At 60.8% G+C, this 15,005-nt stretch carries 20 protein-coding genes; 18 read left to right on the forward strand and 2 right to left on the reverse strand.

The features are described from left to right. Nucleotides 1-40 precede the first annotated feature (40 nt). Nucleotides 41-925, reverse strand: a complete 885-nt coding sequence (locus NF676_RS02015; RefSeq protein WP_252880141.1) for a phage portal protein — start codon at nt 923-925, stop codon at nt 41-43. Beyond that, on the reverse strand, nt 822-2,864 hold the full coding sequence (locus NF676_RS02020) for a terminase large subunit domain-containing protein (protein ID WP_252887941.1): 2,043 nt from the start codon (nt 2,862-2,864) through the stop codon (nt 822-824). Before NF676_RS02020 ends, NF676_RS02015 begins: the two co-directional genes overlap by 104 nt. A 162-nt stretch (nt 2,865-3,026) precedes the next feature. Between NF676_RS02020 and NF676_RS02025 the strand changes: the two genes are divergently transcribed. The 18 genes from NF676_RS02025 (at nt 3,027) to NF676_RS02110 (ending at nt 15,005) form a co-directional block, all read left to right on the forward strand. Continuing rightward, nucleotides 3,027-3,950, forward strand: a complete 924-nt coding sequence (locus tag NF676_RS02025) for a GPO family capsid scaffolding protein (RefSeq protein WP_236169505.1) — start codon at nt 3,027-3,029, stop codon at nt 3,948-3,950. Between the two features lie 2 nt (nt 3,951-3,952). Continuing rightward, nucleotides 3,953-4,972 (forward strand): phage major capsid protein, P2 family, encoded by a 1,020-nt coding sequence (locus NF676_RS02030; RefSeq protein ID WP_110645156.1) that lies wholly within the window; start codon nt 3,953-3,955, stop codon nt 4,970-4,972. Beyond that, complete coding sequence (gene gpM, locus NF676_RS02035) at nt 4,969-5,691, forward strand: phage terminase small subunit (RefSeq protein ID WP_252887147.1); 723 nt, start codon at nt 4,969-4,971, stop codon at nt 5,689-5,691. The genes NF676_RS02030 and gpM overlap by 4 nt, the downstream gene beginning before the upstream one ends. Before the next feature lie 97 nt (nt 5,692-5,788). Then, nucleotides 5,789-6,304 carry a head completion/stabilization protein gene (locus tag NF676_RS02040; protein ID WP_252887148.1) on the forward strand — a complete coding sequence of 172 codons (516 nt, stop codon included), beginning with the start codon at nt 5,789-5,791 and terminating at the stop codon, nt 6,302-6,304. Beyond that, the gene (locus NF676_RS02045) at nt 6,301-6,753 is read left to right on the forward strand and encodes a phage tail protein (protein WP_110645159.1); all 453 of its coding nucleotides are present in this window, start codon (nt 6,301-6,303) and stop codon (nt 6,751-6,753) included. The genes NF676_RS02040 and NF676_RS02045 overlap by 4 nt, the downstream gene beginning before the upstream one ends. After that, the gene (locus NF676_RS02050; protein ID WP_252887149.1) at nt 6,740-7,423 is read left to right on the forward strand and encodes a phage virion morphogenesis family protein; all 684 of its coding nucleotides are present in this window, start codon (nt 6,740-6,742) and stop codon (nt 7,421-7,423) included. Before NF676_RS02045 ends, NF676_RS02050 begins: the two co-directional genes overlap by 14 nt. 11 nt (nt 7,424-7,434) lie before the next feature. Further along, a complete protein-coding gene (locus NF676_RS02055; protein WP_252887150.1) occupies nt 7,435-8,550 on the forward strand; it encodes a DUF2586 domain-containing protein in 1,116 nt (371 codons plus the stop codon). A 6-nt stretch (nt 8,551-8,556) separates the two neighbouring features. Next, nucleotides 8,557-9,009: a phage protein gene (locus NF676_RS02060; RefSeq protein WP_110645162.1), complete on the forward strand. Its 453-nt coding sequence runs from the start codon at nt 8,557-8,559 to the stop codon at nt 9,007-9,009. Continuing rightward, nucleotides 9,009-9,221: a TraR/DksA family transcriptional regulator gene (locus tag NF676_RS02065; protein ID WP_150638673.1), complete on the forward strand. Its 213-nt coding sequence runs from the start codon at nt 9,009-9,011 to the stop codon at nt 9,219-9,221. The genes NF676_RS02060 and NF676_RS02065 overlap by 1 nt, the downstream gene beginning before the upstream one ends. After that, complete coding sequence (locus tag NF676_RS02070; protein ID WP_110645164.1) at nt 9,218-9,514, forward strand: hypothetical protein; 297 nt, start codon at nt 9,218-9,220, stop codon at nt 9,512-9,514. Before NF676_RS02065 ends, NF676_RS02070 begins: the two co-directional genes overlap by 4 nt. Beyond that, nucleotides 9,511-10,038 carry a lysozyme gene (locus NF676_RS02075; RefSeq protein WP_252887151.1) on the forward strand — a complete coding sequence of 176 codons (528 nt, stop codon included), beginning with the start codon at nt 9,511-9,513 and terminating at the stop codon, nt 10,036-10,038. The genes NF676_RS02070 and NF676_RS02075 overlap by 4 nt, the downstream gene beginning before the upstream one ends. Continuing rightward, nucleotides 10,035-10,559, forward strand: a complete 525-nt coding sequence (locus NF676_RS02080; RefSeq protein ID WP_252887152.1) for a lysis system i-spanin subunit Rz — start codon at nt 10,035-10,037, stop codon at nt 10,557-10,559. Before NF676_RS02075 ends, NF676_RS02080 begins: the two co-directional genes overlap by 4 nt. After that, a complete protein-coding gene (locus tag NF676_RS02085; protein ID WP_252887153.1) occupies nt 10,556-10,843 on the forward strand; it encodes a putative phage tail assembly chaperone in 288 nt (95 codons plus the stop codon). Before NF676_RS02080 ends, NF676_RS02085 begins: the two co-directional genes overlap by 4 nt. 23 nt (nt 10,844-10,866) lie before the next feature. Beyond that, nucleotides 10,867-11,007 (forward strand): DUF6890 family protein, encoded by a 141-nt coding sequence (locus NF676_RS02090; RefSeq protein ID WP_191637013.1) that lies wholly within the window; start codon nt 10,867-10,869, stop codon nt 11,005-11,007. Nucleotides 11,008-11,012: 5 nt separating this feature from the next. Continuing rightward, complete coding sequence (locus NF676_RS02095) at nt 11,013-12,998, forward strand: phage tail tape measure protein (protein WP_252887154.1); 1,986 nt, start codon at nt 11,013-11,015, stop codon at nt 12,996-12,998. After that, entirely contained in the window at nt 12,995-13,312 is a 318-nt protein-coding gene (locus NF676_RS02100) for a DUF2590 family protein (protein ID WP_130929227.1), read from the forward strand. The genes NF676_RS02095 and NF676_RS02100 overlap by 4 nt, the downstream gene beginning before the upstream one ends. Next, complete coding sequence (locus tag NF676_RS02105) at nt 13,309-14,484, forward strand: baseplate J/gp47 family protein (protein ID WP_130929226.1); 1,176 nt, start codon at nt 13,309-13,311, stop codon at nt 14,482-14,484. The genes NF676_RS02100 and NF676_RS02105 overlap by 4 nt, the downstream gene beginning before the upstream one ends. Further along, on the forward strand, nt 14,481-15,005 hold the full coding sequence (locus NF676_RS02110) for a phage tail protein (RefSeq protein WP_130929225.1): 525 nt from the start codon (nt 14,481-14,483) through the stop codon (nt 15,003-15,005). The genes NF676_RS02105 and NF676_RS02110 overlap by 4 nt, the downstream gene beginning before the upstream one ends.

A 15,005-nucleotide genomic window follows, 5' to 3' on the forward strand; every position in this document is an offset into this window, starting at 1 on the left:
ACTGCCACAAAAGGTAGTGTTTTTAGTTGCTCTTCCTCGCTTATGCAGATGAATCCTCGGCAGCGAGGCCGGACTTCCAGCTAAAACGCCTATCCACTCGCAGGCAATCGTTGAGTTGGCTGAATAGCTGACAGATTGGTCTGATCTCATTGCTTGTGTAAACGCGATCAATCTTTTCGATGTCTCCGAAACCACCGGTGTTTTCCGGGATGATGCCAGCCAGCGCTGGATTCATTCGCCAGGCGGCAATGACGTCGTTTCGGGTGATGTTCTTCACCTTCTCCAGCTCGTCTTTCGCCTGGAAGTCCCCGACAGGGATGATCTGGATCGCGTTTTCCTTGCCGTTGGGGATGTTCACGAACATCGAGCGGAAGTTGCCCACGCCCTTGCTGGCACTGATCTGTGCGCGCAGCTCGTCTTCGTCCTCTTCCGTCAGGTCAGGGTCGTTCGTGTAGAAGATGTAACCGGCGTGCGCGCCGTTGCTGTAATAACGCCGGCGGAAGAGGGTGGCCGCCTCATTGAGCAGCAGCGCCTGCAGGCCGCCAAGGTAGTCTGGAATCCCGTAAATGTTCTGTTCAACGTCGTAGTCCAGGACATGGGAGATCTCATGCTGTTCGAACTCCATTTCCTTGTTGTCGGGCAGTAGCATCACGTAACCACCGTCGACCTTAACCCGCATATTGATTGCCGGCAGATGCTGCAGCTCCAGCACTTGGCCGAAAGCGTTGGTGTCGTTGTAGAAGTACGCTTCGCCAAACACCATGTAGTCCAGCCCGGCGCGCCCCATCGTTTCCGTGCTGCAGCCGGGCGAGGGAATGAACTCACGCAGCAGCAGGTTGCGCTTGAATTTCGGAATGGCGCCGTGGTGGGCGTTGGCGCGCAGTAGCTTGGCTAGGCCAACCCGGGAAACTGGCGGCTTGTATATTTTGCCGTCGTCGCTGGGGAACACGCCCACGTACTCGCCGATGTTGCCGGACAGCACTTGTTCCGGTTCCCCGAACGTAAATGAGCGCATCGGCTGCTGCGGTGGTTGGGCTACGTGTTGCTTTCTGCGTTTGCGGTTGGCCATGGCTGGTCTGGTTACTCGTGACGTAGCGGCTGCGACGCCGCTTGTTGGTGTTCAAAGGTTCGTTGGCCAGAGCGTGCATCACCGCCCAGGCAATGTCGGCGTGCCCGGTGGCATCGGTGCGCGAAGCGCTGTAGGTGATTTGGCCGCTGTTGGTGGCGCCGCGCTTGATGGTCAAGAACGCCTGTGCGATGTCCGTCCACCCGGCGTCCCACTCGATTCGACTGCCTTGGATCGTGTCTTGGGCTTTGAGCACCAGGGCGTTTTTCGCCTCAAGGCTGTAGTGAATGGGTGTCGCCTTGGCATAGAAGTCGCGCACCAGGTCAAACACGCCGTAACCCACGCCTGTGACGTCGATGCCGATGTGCTGAACGTTGAAGCGCTCGGTCAGTTTCTTGACCTGTGCGGCCTGGTAGGTGAACGAATGGCCACGCCAGCTGTGCTTCTCCAAAATGCGGAACTTCGCCCCGGGTTCGAGTGGCGGCGCGATGACCACACAGGTGGCGTCGTCGCGGGTGCGGCTCGGGTCGTAGCCCAGCCAGACCGGACTGTTGCCGAACGGCCGATCCAGATCCGGGTTGTAGTCCTCCCACAACGACAGATCCGAATAGCACCGCTCCAGATCCTTGAGGCTGAATGCGCTTTGGGTGCTGTCGATGAATTTGCAGTAAAACAACTGCTGAAATTTGTCCTCGTCGTACTCCAGCTGCAGCTGCTCGAGGTCGAACAGATCGCAGCCGCCGGCGATTGCATCGTCCAGGGTGATCGTCTTGCGCCATTGGCCGTCCGGACACAGCGCACCCTGTGTATACGCTGCTTCGCTCGGCCACACGCCGCCAGCTTTCTTGCCGCGTTTGCTGTTGCGGAATTCTTCGCCTGACCAAAACGGGTATGCCTGGTGCGATACCGCGCTGGGCGTTGAGAAATAGGTTTTGCGCCACTTCTTGTGTGTGCCCATGGCGCTCGCCACGGTGCTGAGTTTTTCGAAGTCGCGGATCCAGAAATATTCGTCCACGTAGACGTGGCCGTGGTAACCCTGCGCGGTACTGCTGTTTGTGCTGAGAAAGCGCAGTTCGGCGCCGTTGCTCAGTGTGATCGGATTGCCCGTAAGCTCGATGCCGAACCACTGCTGGGCGAACTGGATGATGTAGCTGCGGAAGATCTCGGACTGCGATCGGCTGGCAGACAGAAAGACTTGGTTGTCACCGCTCAGCACGGCATCCATGAAAGCTTCGCCGGCGAAGTAGTAGGTCAGACCGACCTGCCGGCTTTTGAGGATGTTCCGGACGCGGCGGGTCAGCGGATTCTGTTTCGCCTCGAACAGCTCTTTCTGGTAGCCGTACATCTTCGAGATGAATTTATCGAGAAAATCCACCTCGGTAAGGCCGCTGATGTCGTTCTTGGTCTTCTTTTCGCGCTTCTTGGCGCCGCCTGCGCCCCGCTCACGGCGTTGACCAGGCTGCCGTTCGCGAGGCTCGTCCGGACGATCAGACGGCAGCGCCGGCGAAGGTTTCGCGGACAGCTTTTTCAGGCGTTCAAGCAGGCCAGTCAGTCGCTCCAGTTCGTCCAGTTCAGCTTTCGTCAGCGGATCGACTTTTTCCAGGATCAGGGTGATGCGCCGATTGACCGCGCTTAACGGTTCTTCATCCGTGAGCATGTCGTCCCAGCCGCCTTGGCGGATCCAGTAGTAGACGATGCGGATATTGGGCAGCTTCAAATGCGCCTGTATTTCCTTTACCGAACAGCGGCGCAGGTAGAGGCGTTTTGCGGCTTCTTTAACTTCGGTCGGGTAGTTCATGGTCCGCAGTCTATGCGGCAAAAAAACCGGAAACGCGGGGTGAAATGCTGCGATTCGCCTATCTAGCGGAAGTAGGAGAATCCTGAATTTCAACCGTTTGTTTGGCGGTAAACGGCTCCCTATCGTGGCGGCTCATTCAACGATTGAGCGCAGTTACCACTCATGCCCCGTTCCCTTGTCTCCTACTGGAAACGTGTTGCCACCAGCGGCCCGACCGTCGATGGCCGCGAGATCCTTCCCCAGGAACTGCGTGATATCGCCGACACCTACACACCGGCCAAATACACCGCTGTCATCTGGTGCGACCACGAGCGCTGGCCTGGTTCACACGGCACCGTATTCGCTGTGCGCCTGGTGGAAGAGGGCGAGGATCTGGAGCCCGGACAAATTGCTCTGGAAGCCCAGCTAAAACCGAACGATCGCCTGCTGTACCTCAACGATCAGGGCCAGAAGCTGTTCACCAGCATCGAAATCACTCCGAATTTTGCCGGCAGCGGCAAGGCCTATCTGACAGGGCTTGCGGTGACCGATTCGCCCGCCAGCCTCGGCACTCAGGAGCTGTATTTCTCCAACCGAACCAGCCGGGCTGCGTACTACGCGGCATCCCAGGAACTCGGTCCGCTGCGCGAATCCGAGCCGCAGGGCGAGATCGGCCGACTGGCCGCCATGTTCACCCGCCTGTTCAAGCGTTTCGGTATTGAAGACACCCCCGCCGAAACCACTCCGCAAACCCCAAACGAGAGCAAACCCCCAATGGATGAAGCTACCGCCACGGCCCTCAAAGCCTTGCTGGCCCAGCTGCTGGTTGTCGCCGCCGGCATTCAAGCCGTGATCGAGCCTGCCGCAGAAGATGCACCAGAACCCGATCAAGCCCCGATCGATGATGTCACTGAGGCGGTGGACGAGATCGTCACCACGGCCGAAGAAGAGCGCGAATTCAAGCGCAGCGGCGGCGGAAACAAAGCTGTGCTGGCGGCGTTGGCCGACCTGCAGAAGCAGTTCACCGAACTAAAGAACACCAGCAATGGCCGTCAATTGCCGCGCAACGCTGGCCCCGCTGACAAATCCAAAGCGCGGGTACTCTGACCATGGCCCGTTCACTGAGCGCCTACGGCGCCAAGATGTATGCCGAAATGCAGCTGGCGATCGCCGAAACTTACGGTGTCCCGCTGTCCAGCAAGATGTTTTCCGTTGAACCGTCGATCGCCCAAGAGCTGAACGACGCAATCACCGCAAAAGCCGATTTCCTGCAGCGCATCAACGTCATTCCGGTGACCGAGATCAAAGGCGAGAAAGTATTCATCGGCGTGTCCGGCCCGGTCACCGGCCGCACCAATACCAAGACCACCGATCGCGAAGCGAAGGACGCGTCGGAGCTGGATAACAGCACCTATGAGCTGTCGTCGACTGAATCTGACGTGGGCCTGCCGTACGCGAAAATCGACGCCTGGGCCAAGTTTCCGGACTTCCACCAGCGTTACTCGGCGGCCGTCCAGAAACAGATCGCCCTGGATCGCATCATGGTCGGCTTCCACGGTTTGAAAGCGGCTGCGCAGACCGACATTGAAGCCTATCCAATGCTGCAGGACGTCAACAAAGGCTGGCTGCAGCAGCTGCGCGAGCAAGCGCCTCAACAGGTTCTCAAGGAAGGCAAGGAAGCGGGCAAGGTGACACTGGGGCCGGATGGCGATTACGCCAACCTGGACGCCCTGGTACATGACACCAAGCAGATGGTGGACGAACGTCTGCGCGACGGCGGTGACCTGATCGCCATCATCGGCACCGACCTGTTGGCGGCTGACAAAGCGAAGCTGTACGCCAAGCAAGGCGACGTGCCGACCGAGAAAGAGCGCATCGAAGATGCCCAGGTGATCGCCACCTATGGCGGTCTGCCGAGCTTCAGCGTGCCGTTCTTTCCGGTCAACGGTGTGCTTGTCACCAGTTGGGACAACCTGTCGATCTACTTCCAGGACTCCAGCTGGCGCAAGCAAACCGTGGACAACCCGAAACGCTCCCGCGTCGAGGATTACAACAGCCGCAACGAAGGCTATGTGATCGAGCAGCTGGAGAAAATCGCGCTGACCGAGAACGTGGAGCTGGTTAAGTGAGCCTGGCTCTCGCACACAAGCGCCGCACTTTGGCTCAGGGAACCGCTGCAGTGATTGCTGCTGCAGCGGCACCGCTGGCGTATTCGCCGGCGGAAGCCCTGAGCAGCCCGGCCAACGCGAAAAAGCACCTGCTGCTGATGGAAGCCTCGCTGGATCAGGATCTGCAGCGCCTGAGCGATATCAAGGGTCTTGCCGGGCGTCAGGCGCTCAAGCGTGAGGAACTGCTGCCCAAGTATCAGGACTTCATTCAGCGCTACATGGACTCGGGCCTGGTGATGCCGAACCGCGTCCTGGTCCAGGTGATGGTCTGGCTGTTCGACACCGAGCAGTTCGAAGACGGTCTGGCACTGGCGGACTTTGCGATCGAGCAGGGGCAGGAAATGCCGGAGCGCTTCAAGCGACGCGACGTACAGACCTTCGTCGCGGACGCGGTGATCGACTGGGCTTACGCCGAATACAACGCCCAGCGCAGCCCGGAGCCGTACCTGTCTGACCTGCTGCCGCGCGTCGATGGTGAGTGGGAGCTGACCGAACAAATCCCGAGCAAGTACCACAAGTTGATCGGCATCCGCGCCATGGAGGCCGAGCAGTGGGAAACCGCGCTCAAGCACCTGGAGCGCTCGACCGAGCTGTACGCGAAAGCCGGCAACGAGACGCGAATCAAGAAGTGTCGCATCGCCCTGGCTAAACAAGCACCCGCCGTCACCGGCGCCCAATAACCGACTACCCCCCCAGCGGGCAACTGTGGACGTGTGTCTGCCATTTATGGCCAGCCCCACGGAAAACAGTCTCCCCGCCCTATTTGAGCGGTCAGCAATGAGCTTTTCCGGTAAACCCACCACGTTTGTGGAACAGATGATCGAGAACGACGGCTTTTGGCCGGATCTGTCTGTTGCCGAATTCCAGAAAGGATACCGCCTGCCGGCGGAGTACCTGGTGGACATGCTGGCCGCTGACCTGACCATGGCAATGGTCGAGGTCAATGCCGATCTGGCAGAGCTGAAACAACGCTGGCGAGCCCTTGGCGTAAACAGTGTCGAGGTTCCCGATCCGCTCAACCTCCCGCCGAAGCAGATCAAGGAATGGCGATTCATCCAAACTGACCAGAACCTTCTGCCAGATAACGCGTTGAAGCTGAAAATCTACCGTCGAGCCGTGTACTGCCGGGCCAAGGCGAGCGCGTTACAACAGTTCGCCACGGTGACCCGCCGCGAAAGCGCAGAGAACACGGGCAAGGAAGCGCCGGAACGCGAAAGCACGTTCCTGGCATTCAGCCAAGCGGCAGTGCGCGCCTTGCAAGGCCGTGGCCGCGTCACGGCGGCGCTGTTATGACCAAGCTCCAAGGGCTGACCGCGTACCTGCAGGAACGCCGTCTGGTCGAACCCGAGCAGCTCGACAGTTTCACCGAGCAGGTCAAGCTTGCACTGATCTGGAAGCCCGACGTCGACGGGATGCATCTGGGCGACATGCACTATCGCGCCGTGATCGTCCTGGAGCGCTTCGCCGACCATCCGGCGCGGCTAATGGCTCTGGTGGGCAGTTGGCTGGAAAGCCACGACGCCAACCGTGACCGTCACGAGCTGCCGGCGCCGGAATTCCTTGTCGAGCCGGTCGACAACGACCTGTTCGACGTGGAAATCACGCTGGAGTTTGTCGAGCCGCAGTATCTGGCCGAGGACGCCGCCGGCGAGATCCAGGCCTTTGGCAAAACGTGGGCGTTCGTCCCGTTTGACCTGTGGGTTGCCGAGCGCGGCGAGGTGGCCACCGATGGCCGGCCGTAGCACGTTCGAACTGGACATTCGCGGTCGTTTGGGCGTCCGCGAGCAGTTGGCATTGCTGAGCCTTCCGCCGCAATTGCGCCGTCGCTTGCTGAATCAGGTCACCAAACGCGTGCGCACGATGAGCCGCAAGCGCGTGCGTGAGCAGAAGAACCTGGACGGCACGCCATTCGCCCCACGCAAAGGCGACGGCAAGGGCAAAAGGAAGATGGAAGCCGGTCTGGCCAAGTTGATGGTGGTCACCCGGGTAAGCCCTGATGAAGCGGAACTGGGCTGGAAAAACGCCCTGACCCGATGGGTTGCCACGCAGCAACACAACGGCGTCAGCGAACGCCGTACCGCTCAACAGATGCGCCGCTGGAACAAGACCCTACCGGGTTTGGCAGCCACCGACAAGCAGGCCAAGCGCCTGCGCCGGTTGGGCTTCCGCGTGCGCCAAGCGGGCAAAAAGACGCTGGTCCGGCCGTCGGTGGCGTGGATTCAGGAGCATGTGAACTACGCCAAAGCCGGTTTGCTGATCCGGATCCTCGACGACCAGCGCAGCGAAAGCACCGGCGCGCAGAGCTGGGAAATCACGCTTCCGAAACGCCAGTTCATCGGCGCCGAAACCGAACGCGAAACCAATCTCCTGATTAACCAGGTGTTGCAACAAATCCTAAATTCACCCCGCTAACGAGGCACTGCATGGCACTCGGTCAAGTCACCGTCGACAATCTCAATCTAGGCCAGGGCGCCGTGACTGAGGTTGAGCGTTACTTTCTTTTCATCGGCCCGGCCGCCAAGAACGTCGGCCAGTTCATCCCGCTGAACACCGATAGCGACTTGGACGCCGCGCTGGGCGTTCCAGCGAGCGACCTCAAAACCCAAATCGCTGCCGCGCGGCAGAACGGTGGTCAGCGCTGGGCCTGCATCGCGGCCCCGATCGGCGCCGAAGGTGACTGGACCACTGCGTTGGAAAAGACCCAGCAACAGGGCGTGTCCGTCGAAGCGGTGATCATCACCAAGCCTGTAGTGAAGGCTGAAGAGCTTTCGGCGATGCATGACGCAGCCGTCACTCTGAACAACACCTACGGCCGCCGAGTGTTCTTTCTGGCGAGCAGTGTCGGCATCGCCGTCGACCAGACCTGGGCGCAGTACCTCACTGAGCAAAAGGCCTTGGTGGCAAACCTCGCCGCGCCGCGCGTAGCTGTAGTGCCTCAGTTGCACGGCAACGATTTGGGCGTGCTGGCTGGCCGCTTGGCCAATGCGGCGGTGAGCATTGCTGATAGCCCGATGCGCGTAGCCACCGGTGCCGTGCTGGGACTTGGCGAGGTGCCTGTTGATAGCGAGCTGACCCCACTGCCGTCCGCCGTGCGCACTGAGCTGGACCGCGCGCGGCTATCCGTTACGCAAACCTACCCGGATTACCCAGGCGTGTACTGGGGTGACTGCAACATGCTGGACACCCCCGGCAGCGACTTTCAAGTCGTGGAATACCTGCGCATCACCGACAAGGCCGCTCGCCTGATTCGCCCGCTGCTGATCCGCCGCGTCGCCGATCGCCGTTTGAACAACACCCCCAACAGCATGGCGGTGAACACCAATCAATTGATGGCGCCGCTGCGTGCGATGGCCAAGTCCATCAAGTTTGCCGGCGAAGTGTTTCCCGGCGACATCGAGCCGCCGAAGGACGGCGACCTGGTGCTGGAATGGCTCAGCAAAACCAAGGTAGCGGCCTACATCAAGCTCAAACCCCTCAACTGCCCGAAAGACCTGACGGCGAACATCGCCCTCGATCTTTCCACCGACAAAACGGAGTAACGCCCCATGGCAAAGATTGGCGGCAAGAACTTTGACGTGAGCCTGGGCGACATCGCGCTGCACGTTGAGAACTGCACCCTGGACATTACCGACAACTCGGCAGTGGCTCAGACCCGAGGTGTTCCAGACGGATACGTGGACGGCGACGTGGCGGCTGCCGGCGAACTGGAACTGGATACCACCAACTTTCAATTGCTGATCGATGCAGCGCGCTCGGCCGGTAGCTTTCGCGAGCTCAAGCCGTTCGACGCGGTGTTCTTCGCCAAAGCCGGTGGGGATGAGGAACTGCGCGTGGAAGCCTTCGGTTGCAAGGTGAAGGTGTCCAGTCTCCTGGCGATCGACCCGAAGGGCGGCGAAAAGACCAAGCACAAGGTGCCATTCGACGTCACCAGTCCGGACTTTATCCACATCAACGGCGTGCCGTACCTCGCGGCCGCTGAGATCGAGGGTATTCGCTGATGGTGGACTGGTTCGATCGCGCCCAGGAACTGGAGCAGCGCCAGCGTGACCAGGCCATCAAGGCCCAGCTGCTGAAGCCTGTGCCGCTCGGGCCAAGCCTGACCCATTGCCAGGACTGCGACAAAGAAATCCCGCCGGCGCGCCAGGCGCTGGGCGGAAAAACTCGGTGCGTCCCGTGCCAAACGGGATTTGAGCAGAGTGATCGCCGATGACCACTGACGCCGTGCGCCTCGGAGCGCTGGAACAGAAGTTCGCTGTCTTTGAACACCGCTTAGGCGAGCTGGAAGACCGGCACGAAACCGTCCCGACCCGGGTCACCAAGTTGGAGCAGGGTTTCGAGCACATGGCGGGGCAGCTGTCTGAGCTGAACGCTGGCCAGCAGACCCTGACGGTCGCGGTGAACGACATTGGCGCGAAGGTTGGCCGCTTGCTGACCATCCTCACGGTGGTCGCTTCTGTGCTGCAAATGGTTGTGCCGGCACTGCTTCGAGTGTGGTTTCCATGAGCCTGCGCGGCCGAATTCAAGCTGGCGCGCTCGCGCTGGCCAGCGCTCCGCTGGTGATCTTCCTGGGCACCTGGGAAGGCCGTGGCCAGAACACCGTTTACGCCGATCAGTTGGCCCGCGGTCTGCCGACCGTCTGCAAGGGCATCACCCGGCACACCAGCCCGTTTCCGGTCGTGGTGGGTGACTACTGGTCACCAGGACGTTGCGCGGAGGTGGAGCAGTTGGTGATCCGCAAAACCCAACTGCGGCTGGCCGACTGCATCACCAACCCGGACTTGAGCCAGAACACTTTCGACGCGCTGACCAGCCATGGCCACAACGTCGGTGTGCCCAGCACTTGCGCCAGTCGGGCGGTGGCGTTGATCAACGCCGGCCGCATTGCTGACGGCTGCAGGGCGTTGGCCTGGGCACCGGACGGCAAGACACCGATATGGGCGTATGTGACCGACGCCCAAGGCCGCAAGCGCTTCGTTCAAGGCCTGCACAACCGCCGGCTGGCTGAAATGGCGCTGTGCCTGCGATGAGTTTTTCCCCATTGCGCCTGGCGCCTTTGCTGCTGGTGGTCCTGCTGGTGTGGGTGGCGTTCGATCGGGTAACCGATCAGCGCGACGACGCCAGGCGCGAGCGCGACAGCGCGCAATGGGAAGCGAACGGCCTGCGTGAAGCGGCCCGAATCAGCGGCGAAATGCTCGCTGAGCGGGATGCAATCGACCAACGAAACACCAAGGAATTGACCGATGCACTCACTGAAAACGAGCGCCTGCGCCGCGCTGTTAGCGATGGCTCTGGCCGGTTGCTCGTCCGCGCCGCCTGTCCCGCCGGTGGATCTGTGCCCGCCACCGCCGGCGCCGCCCGCGTGGTTGATGCAGAGCGCCCCGAACTCGCAGCAGACGCTCGACCGGATTATTTCACCCTCCGGGATCAGCTCGCCTTAAGCCGGCAAATGATCCTCGGACTGCAGCAATACGTCCGAGACGTGTGCCAGCGATCGCCGGCGCACCAGGACACCACTTTACCCAACCTCAACAAGAGAGCACCCCAATGAGCCAAAACACCGAAATCACCCTGGAAGTCGGCGAAGCGGAATTCACCTTCACCCTCACGCCGGCGGACGTCACCAAGTACTTCAATGCCCTGACCCAAACCAACAAGGTGGCCCCGGGCAACAACCTGCTGATGACCACCGTTAAGCAAGAGGAAAAGGCCACGCTGAAACCGCTGCTGAGCAACCCGGTGATGGTGATGCAGATCGCCGGCGCGCTGCTCGAGGAGTACGCGCCCAACGTTGAGGTGATCGTAAAAAAGCGCTCGAGCACGCTGAGCGCCTAAGCGAAAACGGACTGGGCCAGTTAATGGCCCTGACGAACCGCTGGCTTCCTGGTACCGAACCCACGCCCGAGGCGATGGGGACGGCCAAGTGGCTGGAGGACGAACACTGGAGACGCATGGAGTTCGCCGTGGCTAACGGCATCGCCCTTGCGCTGAACGGGTAACGACTTTGGCAGACCGTAGCGCCAGCCTGGCTTTCATTCTCAGCTTGCAGGACAAGGTCACCGCGCCTCTGGGCAAGGTGAAAATGGGCTTTTCCGAGCTTGCCGATCAGAGCGAAAAACACATCAAGACGATCGGCATGGGCATCGGCGGCGTGACGGCGGCCGTGGTCGGGATCCGTGAGTCGATGGAACCAGCGCTGGAGGTCAATCGCGCCCTCGGCGACGTCCGATCGCTCGGCGTGGCCGAGGATGCGTTGTCTGCGCTGAATGCGAAGTCGTTGCAGTTCGCGGTGAGCTACGGCGAGAACGCCAAGGATTTTGTGGCCTCGGCGTATTTGATCGAAGGCGCCATCAAAGGCCTTGCCGGCAACCAGCTCGCGATCTTCACCAACACCAGCAACCTGCTGGCCAAGGCCACCAAAACCGACGCTGAAACGATGGGTGAATACGTCGGCACGCTCTACAACCTGCAGAAGTCCCAAGCGGATGCGATGGGGAAGGGCGCGTGGGTGGAAAAACTCGGCGGGCAGACGGCGCTGGCCGTGCAGCTGTTTCGCACCAGCGGCGCGGCGATGAAGGACGCTTTCAAAGAAGCCGGCGCGATCGCCACCACATCCGGCGTCGACCTGGCTGAGCAGATGGCAGTGATCGGCACGCTCAGCAGCACCATGGAAGGCGGCGATGCCGGCGGACGCTACAAGGCGTTTTTCGAAAACATCGGCGCGGCGTCGGACAAACTCGGGATGAAGTTCACCGACCAGCAGGGCAAGGTGCTGCCGATGATGGCGATCCTGGACAAGCTGCAGGGCAAGTTCGGTGATCTGACCAGCGCATCGGCCGGCGCCAAGTTGATGGAGGCTTTCGGCGGTGAGGGCGCCCAGGTGATCGGCGCGCTGGCCAAAGACACCGATCGGTTGCGCAACGGCATCGAGCAGTTGGGCAAGGTGCGCGGGTTGGAGAACGCCGAGCAGATGGCCCGGGCCATGGTGGACCCTTGGCAGCAGTGGGCCTCTCTGGTCGAGGTCATGCGTGTGGTGTTTGGCCAAGTGTTGATCCCGGTGCTGACGCCGTTCATGAACAAGATGGTGGATATCGGCAAAACCCTGGTGCGCTGGTCGCAGCTGTTTCCCAACATCACGCGCCTGATCGGCATCACCGCACTGACGATTATGGGCATCGTTGGCGCCATGTCGCTGCTGACATTGGTCGTTGGGATTTCGCGGATGACCTGGCTGGGTCTGGTGTCGGTGTGGAAAGTCGTCCAGTTGCTAAACCTGCGCACCGTTGCCGGCTTCGTGCTGCAGAAGCTCGCGATCCTGGCTTACATGGCCGTGATCTACACCCTCAGCGCGGGCCTAGCGTTGGTGCGCGGCGCCATGCTGCTTTGGCAGGGCGCTATCTGGCTGGTCAACGCGGCGCTGCTGGCCAACCCGATGGTATGGATCGTGGTCGGTGTTCTCGCCCTGGTGGCGGTCATTGTTGCGGCCGTCCACTACTGGGACGAATGGACGTCCGCTCTGATGAATACGGCCGCGTTCCAGTTCGTTGCCGACAAGCTCCAGAAACTGGCCGACTGGTTTAACTCTATGGGCGGTTGGTCAGGCACGGCCAAGGCGGCTTGGGACAGCATCGTCGGCATTTTCACCAAGGCCGTTAACGGAGTGATCGAGCTGCTCAACAGCATCCCGGGCGTGAACATCGAAGCGCGTTTCGGCGGCATGCCAGAGGTGCCTGGTGTTGATGCTGCCACCAATGCCGCCGACACCGCCAACGCCGCGCAGAAAGCCCAGCAGACCATCAACGCGGCCATCCCCAGCCTTTCACCGGCGCGCCCTGCAGCGGTGCCACCTGGTGGGTTGCTGACCAGCATCCAGAACAACAACAGCAGCCAGAACAAGGGCACGCATGTGGAGAACGTGAACATTCACACCAGCAAACCGATGAATCCGCTGGAGGTGGAAAACATGGTCGCTATGGCGGTGGGCGGATGAGCGAGTACGTAGACCTGTTGATCGTCAATAACGACCTGGCACTGGATCCGTCCAGCCAGCCGCTGCTGATCAATGACCGAGCCTGCATCGCCCAGGACATCGCTCACATGATCCGCGACAGCGGGCTGCTGGTGACGTTGGTCGCAGAACGCGATCGGCTCCGTCAGCGCGACTGCATCCAGCAGCTGGAGCTGTTGGTGGAGGATGACCAGCGCCTGGTGCCGGGTACGGCGCGCATCACCCAGCAGGAACCAGGCGTCTACCTGGTCACTGCGAAAACTCTGAAATTTGGTTCGATTGAGGTAAGTCTGTGAGCCAGGTCGACTTTAAAAAAGTGATCGCCGACGCCGGCATCCCGACCACCGAGGCCGCTCTGAAAGCTGCGTGGGAGAAGGAGGTCGAAGCCCAGGGCGCCAAAGTGGCCAACACCAGCAGCTATTCGCCGTTCTGGCGAGTAATGACCGCACTGGTGACCAAGCCGGTGCTGTGGCTGTTGGATTTTATGTGCCTGACGGTGCTGCCCAATTTCTTCGTGAAAACAGCGGTAGACGCTTGGCTGGACACGCTCGCGTGGGCGGTCAACGTCGAGCGCAAAGGCGCTACCAAGGCACGGGGGAAATTGCTGTTTACCCGGGCTTTACCGGACGGTGTCCTGGAGCTGGAAAAAGGCATTGTGGTCCAGTCTGCCGCGATCAACGGCAACGTCTACCAGTTGATTACCACGGCGCCGGCGACATTCGTTGCGGGTCAGCTGCAACTGGACGTACCGGTGGAGGCGGTCGATTCCGGCAGTGGTTTCAACCTTGCCCCGGGCTACTACGCGATCTTGCCGGTGCCGGTACCGGGCATCATCCAGGTCGTGAACAAGGACGGTTGGCTGGAGTCACCAGGTGCGGATCCGGAGCCGAACGACCAGCTGCGCTTGCGCGTGCGCAACCAGTTCTCGGCGGTAAACCAATGGCACACCGACGCCGTGTATCGCGCCATGATTTCAGCCTTCCCGGGCGTGCGTCCGGATGGCGTCTATTTCGAGCACGGCGCCCCGCGTGGGCCAGGCAGTGCCAATGCCTTCGTGCTTTTCGATGCGGGTGTGCCGGCGGCGACTTATCTGGAGCAGATCAATTCGCATATCCGCGACCAGGGTAATCACGGCCACGGCGATGATCTGCTCGCCATGATCATGCCCGAAGTCCCTGTAGACGTCGAAATGACGCTTTGGCCGCAGCCCAACCTGAGCGCCGAGCAGGTCGACACGCTCAAAACTGAGGTCGAGCTGTTCATTCGTGCAGCGTTTCGAGAAAGCACGCCCCGCGACTATCAACCCACGTTGACTTATCCACAGTCGCGTTTCAGCTTCAGTCGACTCGCGGAAGAACTGCACCAGCAGTTCGCCGATATCGCATCACTGCGGTTCACCCCTGGCGTCGACATCACCAGCGGATTGGATATTCCGCGCCTGGCGTCGCTGAAGGTGGATGTGCAATGAACAAACTGAAACTGCCGTTCTGGCTCGGCGGCACCGAGCTGTCGAAGTTGGTGGCCGCTGCCCAGGCATGGTGGGAAACCGTGACCGGCTGGCTGCGCTGGCCTTATTCGCAGATCGACCCCGACACCTGCCACCTGAACATTCTTGAGTTGTGGGCCTGGCAGCGAGACGTGACGCGGTTCAAAGGCGAACCCGAATCCCTGTTTCGGCTGCGCGTGAAATACGCGTTTATCAACTCGGTCGACGCCGGCAGCACCGCTGGCTTGAAACGCATATTCCAGCGCCTCGGTGTGGGTTACGTCGAGATCGAGGAGCGTCAGCCCGATCGGGATTGGGACGTCGTGCTGCTCAAATTCAGCAACGCTCAGCTGTCTCTGAACCCCGAGCTGCTGCGTGTGTTGATCCAGCAATACGGCCGAACGTGCCGGCGCTATGACTTCGTAACCATCACCCCCGTAGGGCTGCAAATCGCCCTGATTGACTTCAACGACGACCAGCAAACGCTGGTCGCCAGCCTGTAG

It is taken from the genome of Pseudomonas siliginis, assembly GCF_024072275.1.
In the GTDB taxonomy this organism is placed as follows: Bacteria; Pseudomonadota; Gammaproteobacteria; order Pseudomonadales; family Pseudomonadaceae; genus Aquipseudomonas; species Aquipseudomonas siliginis.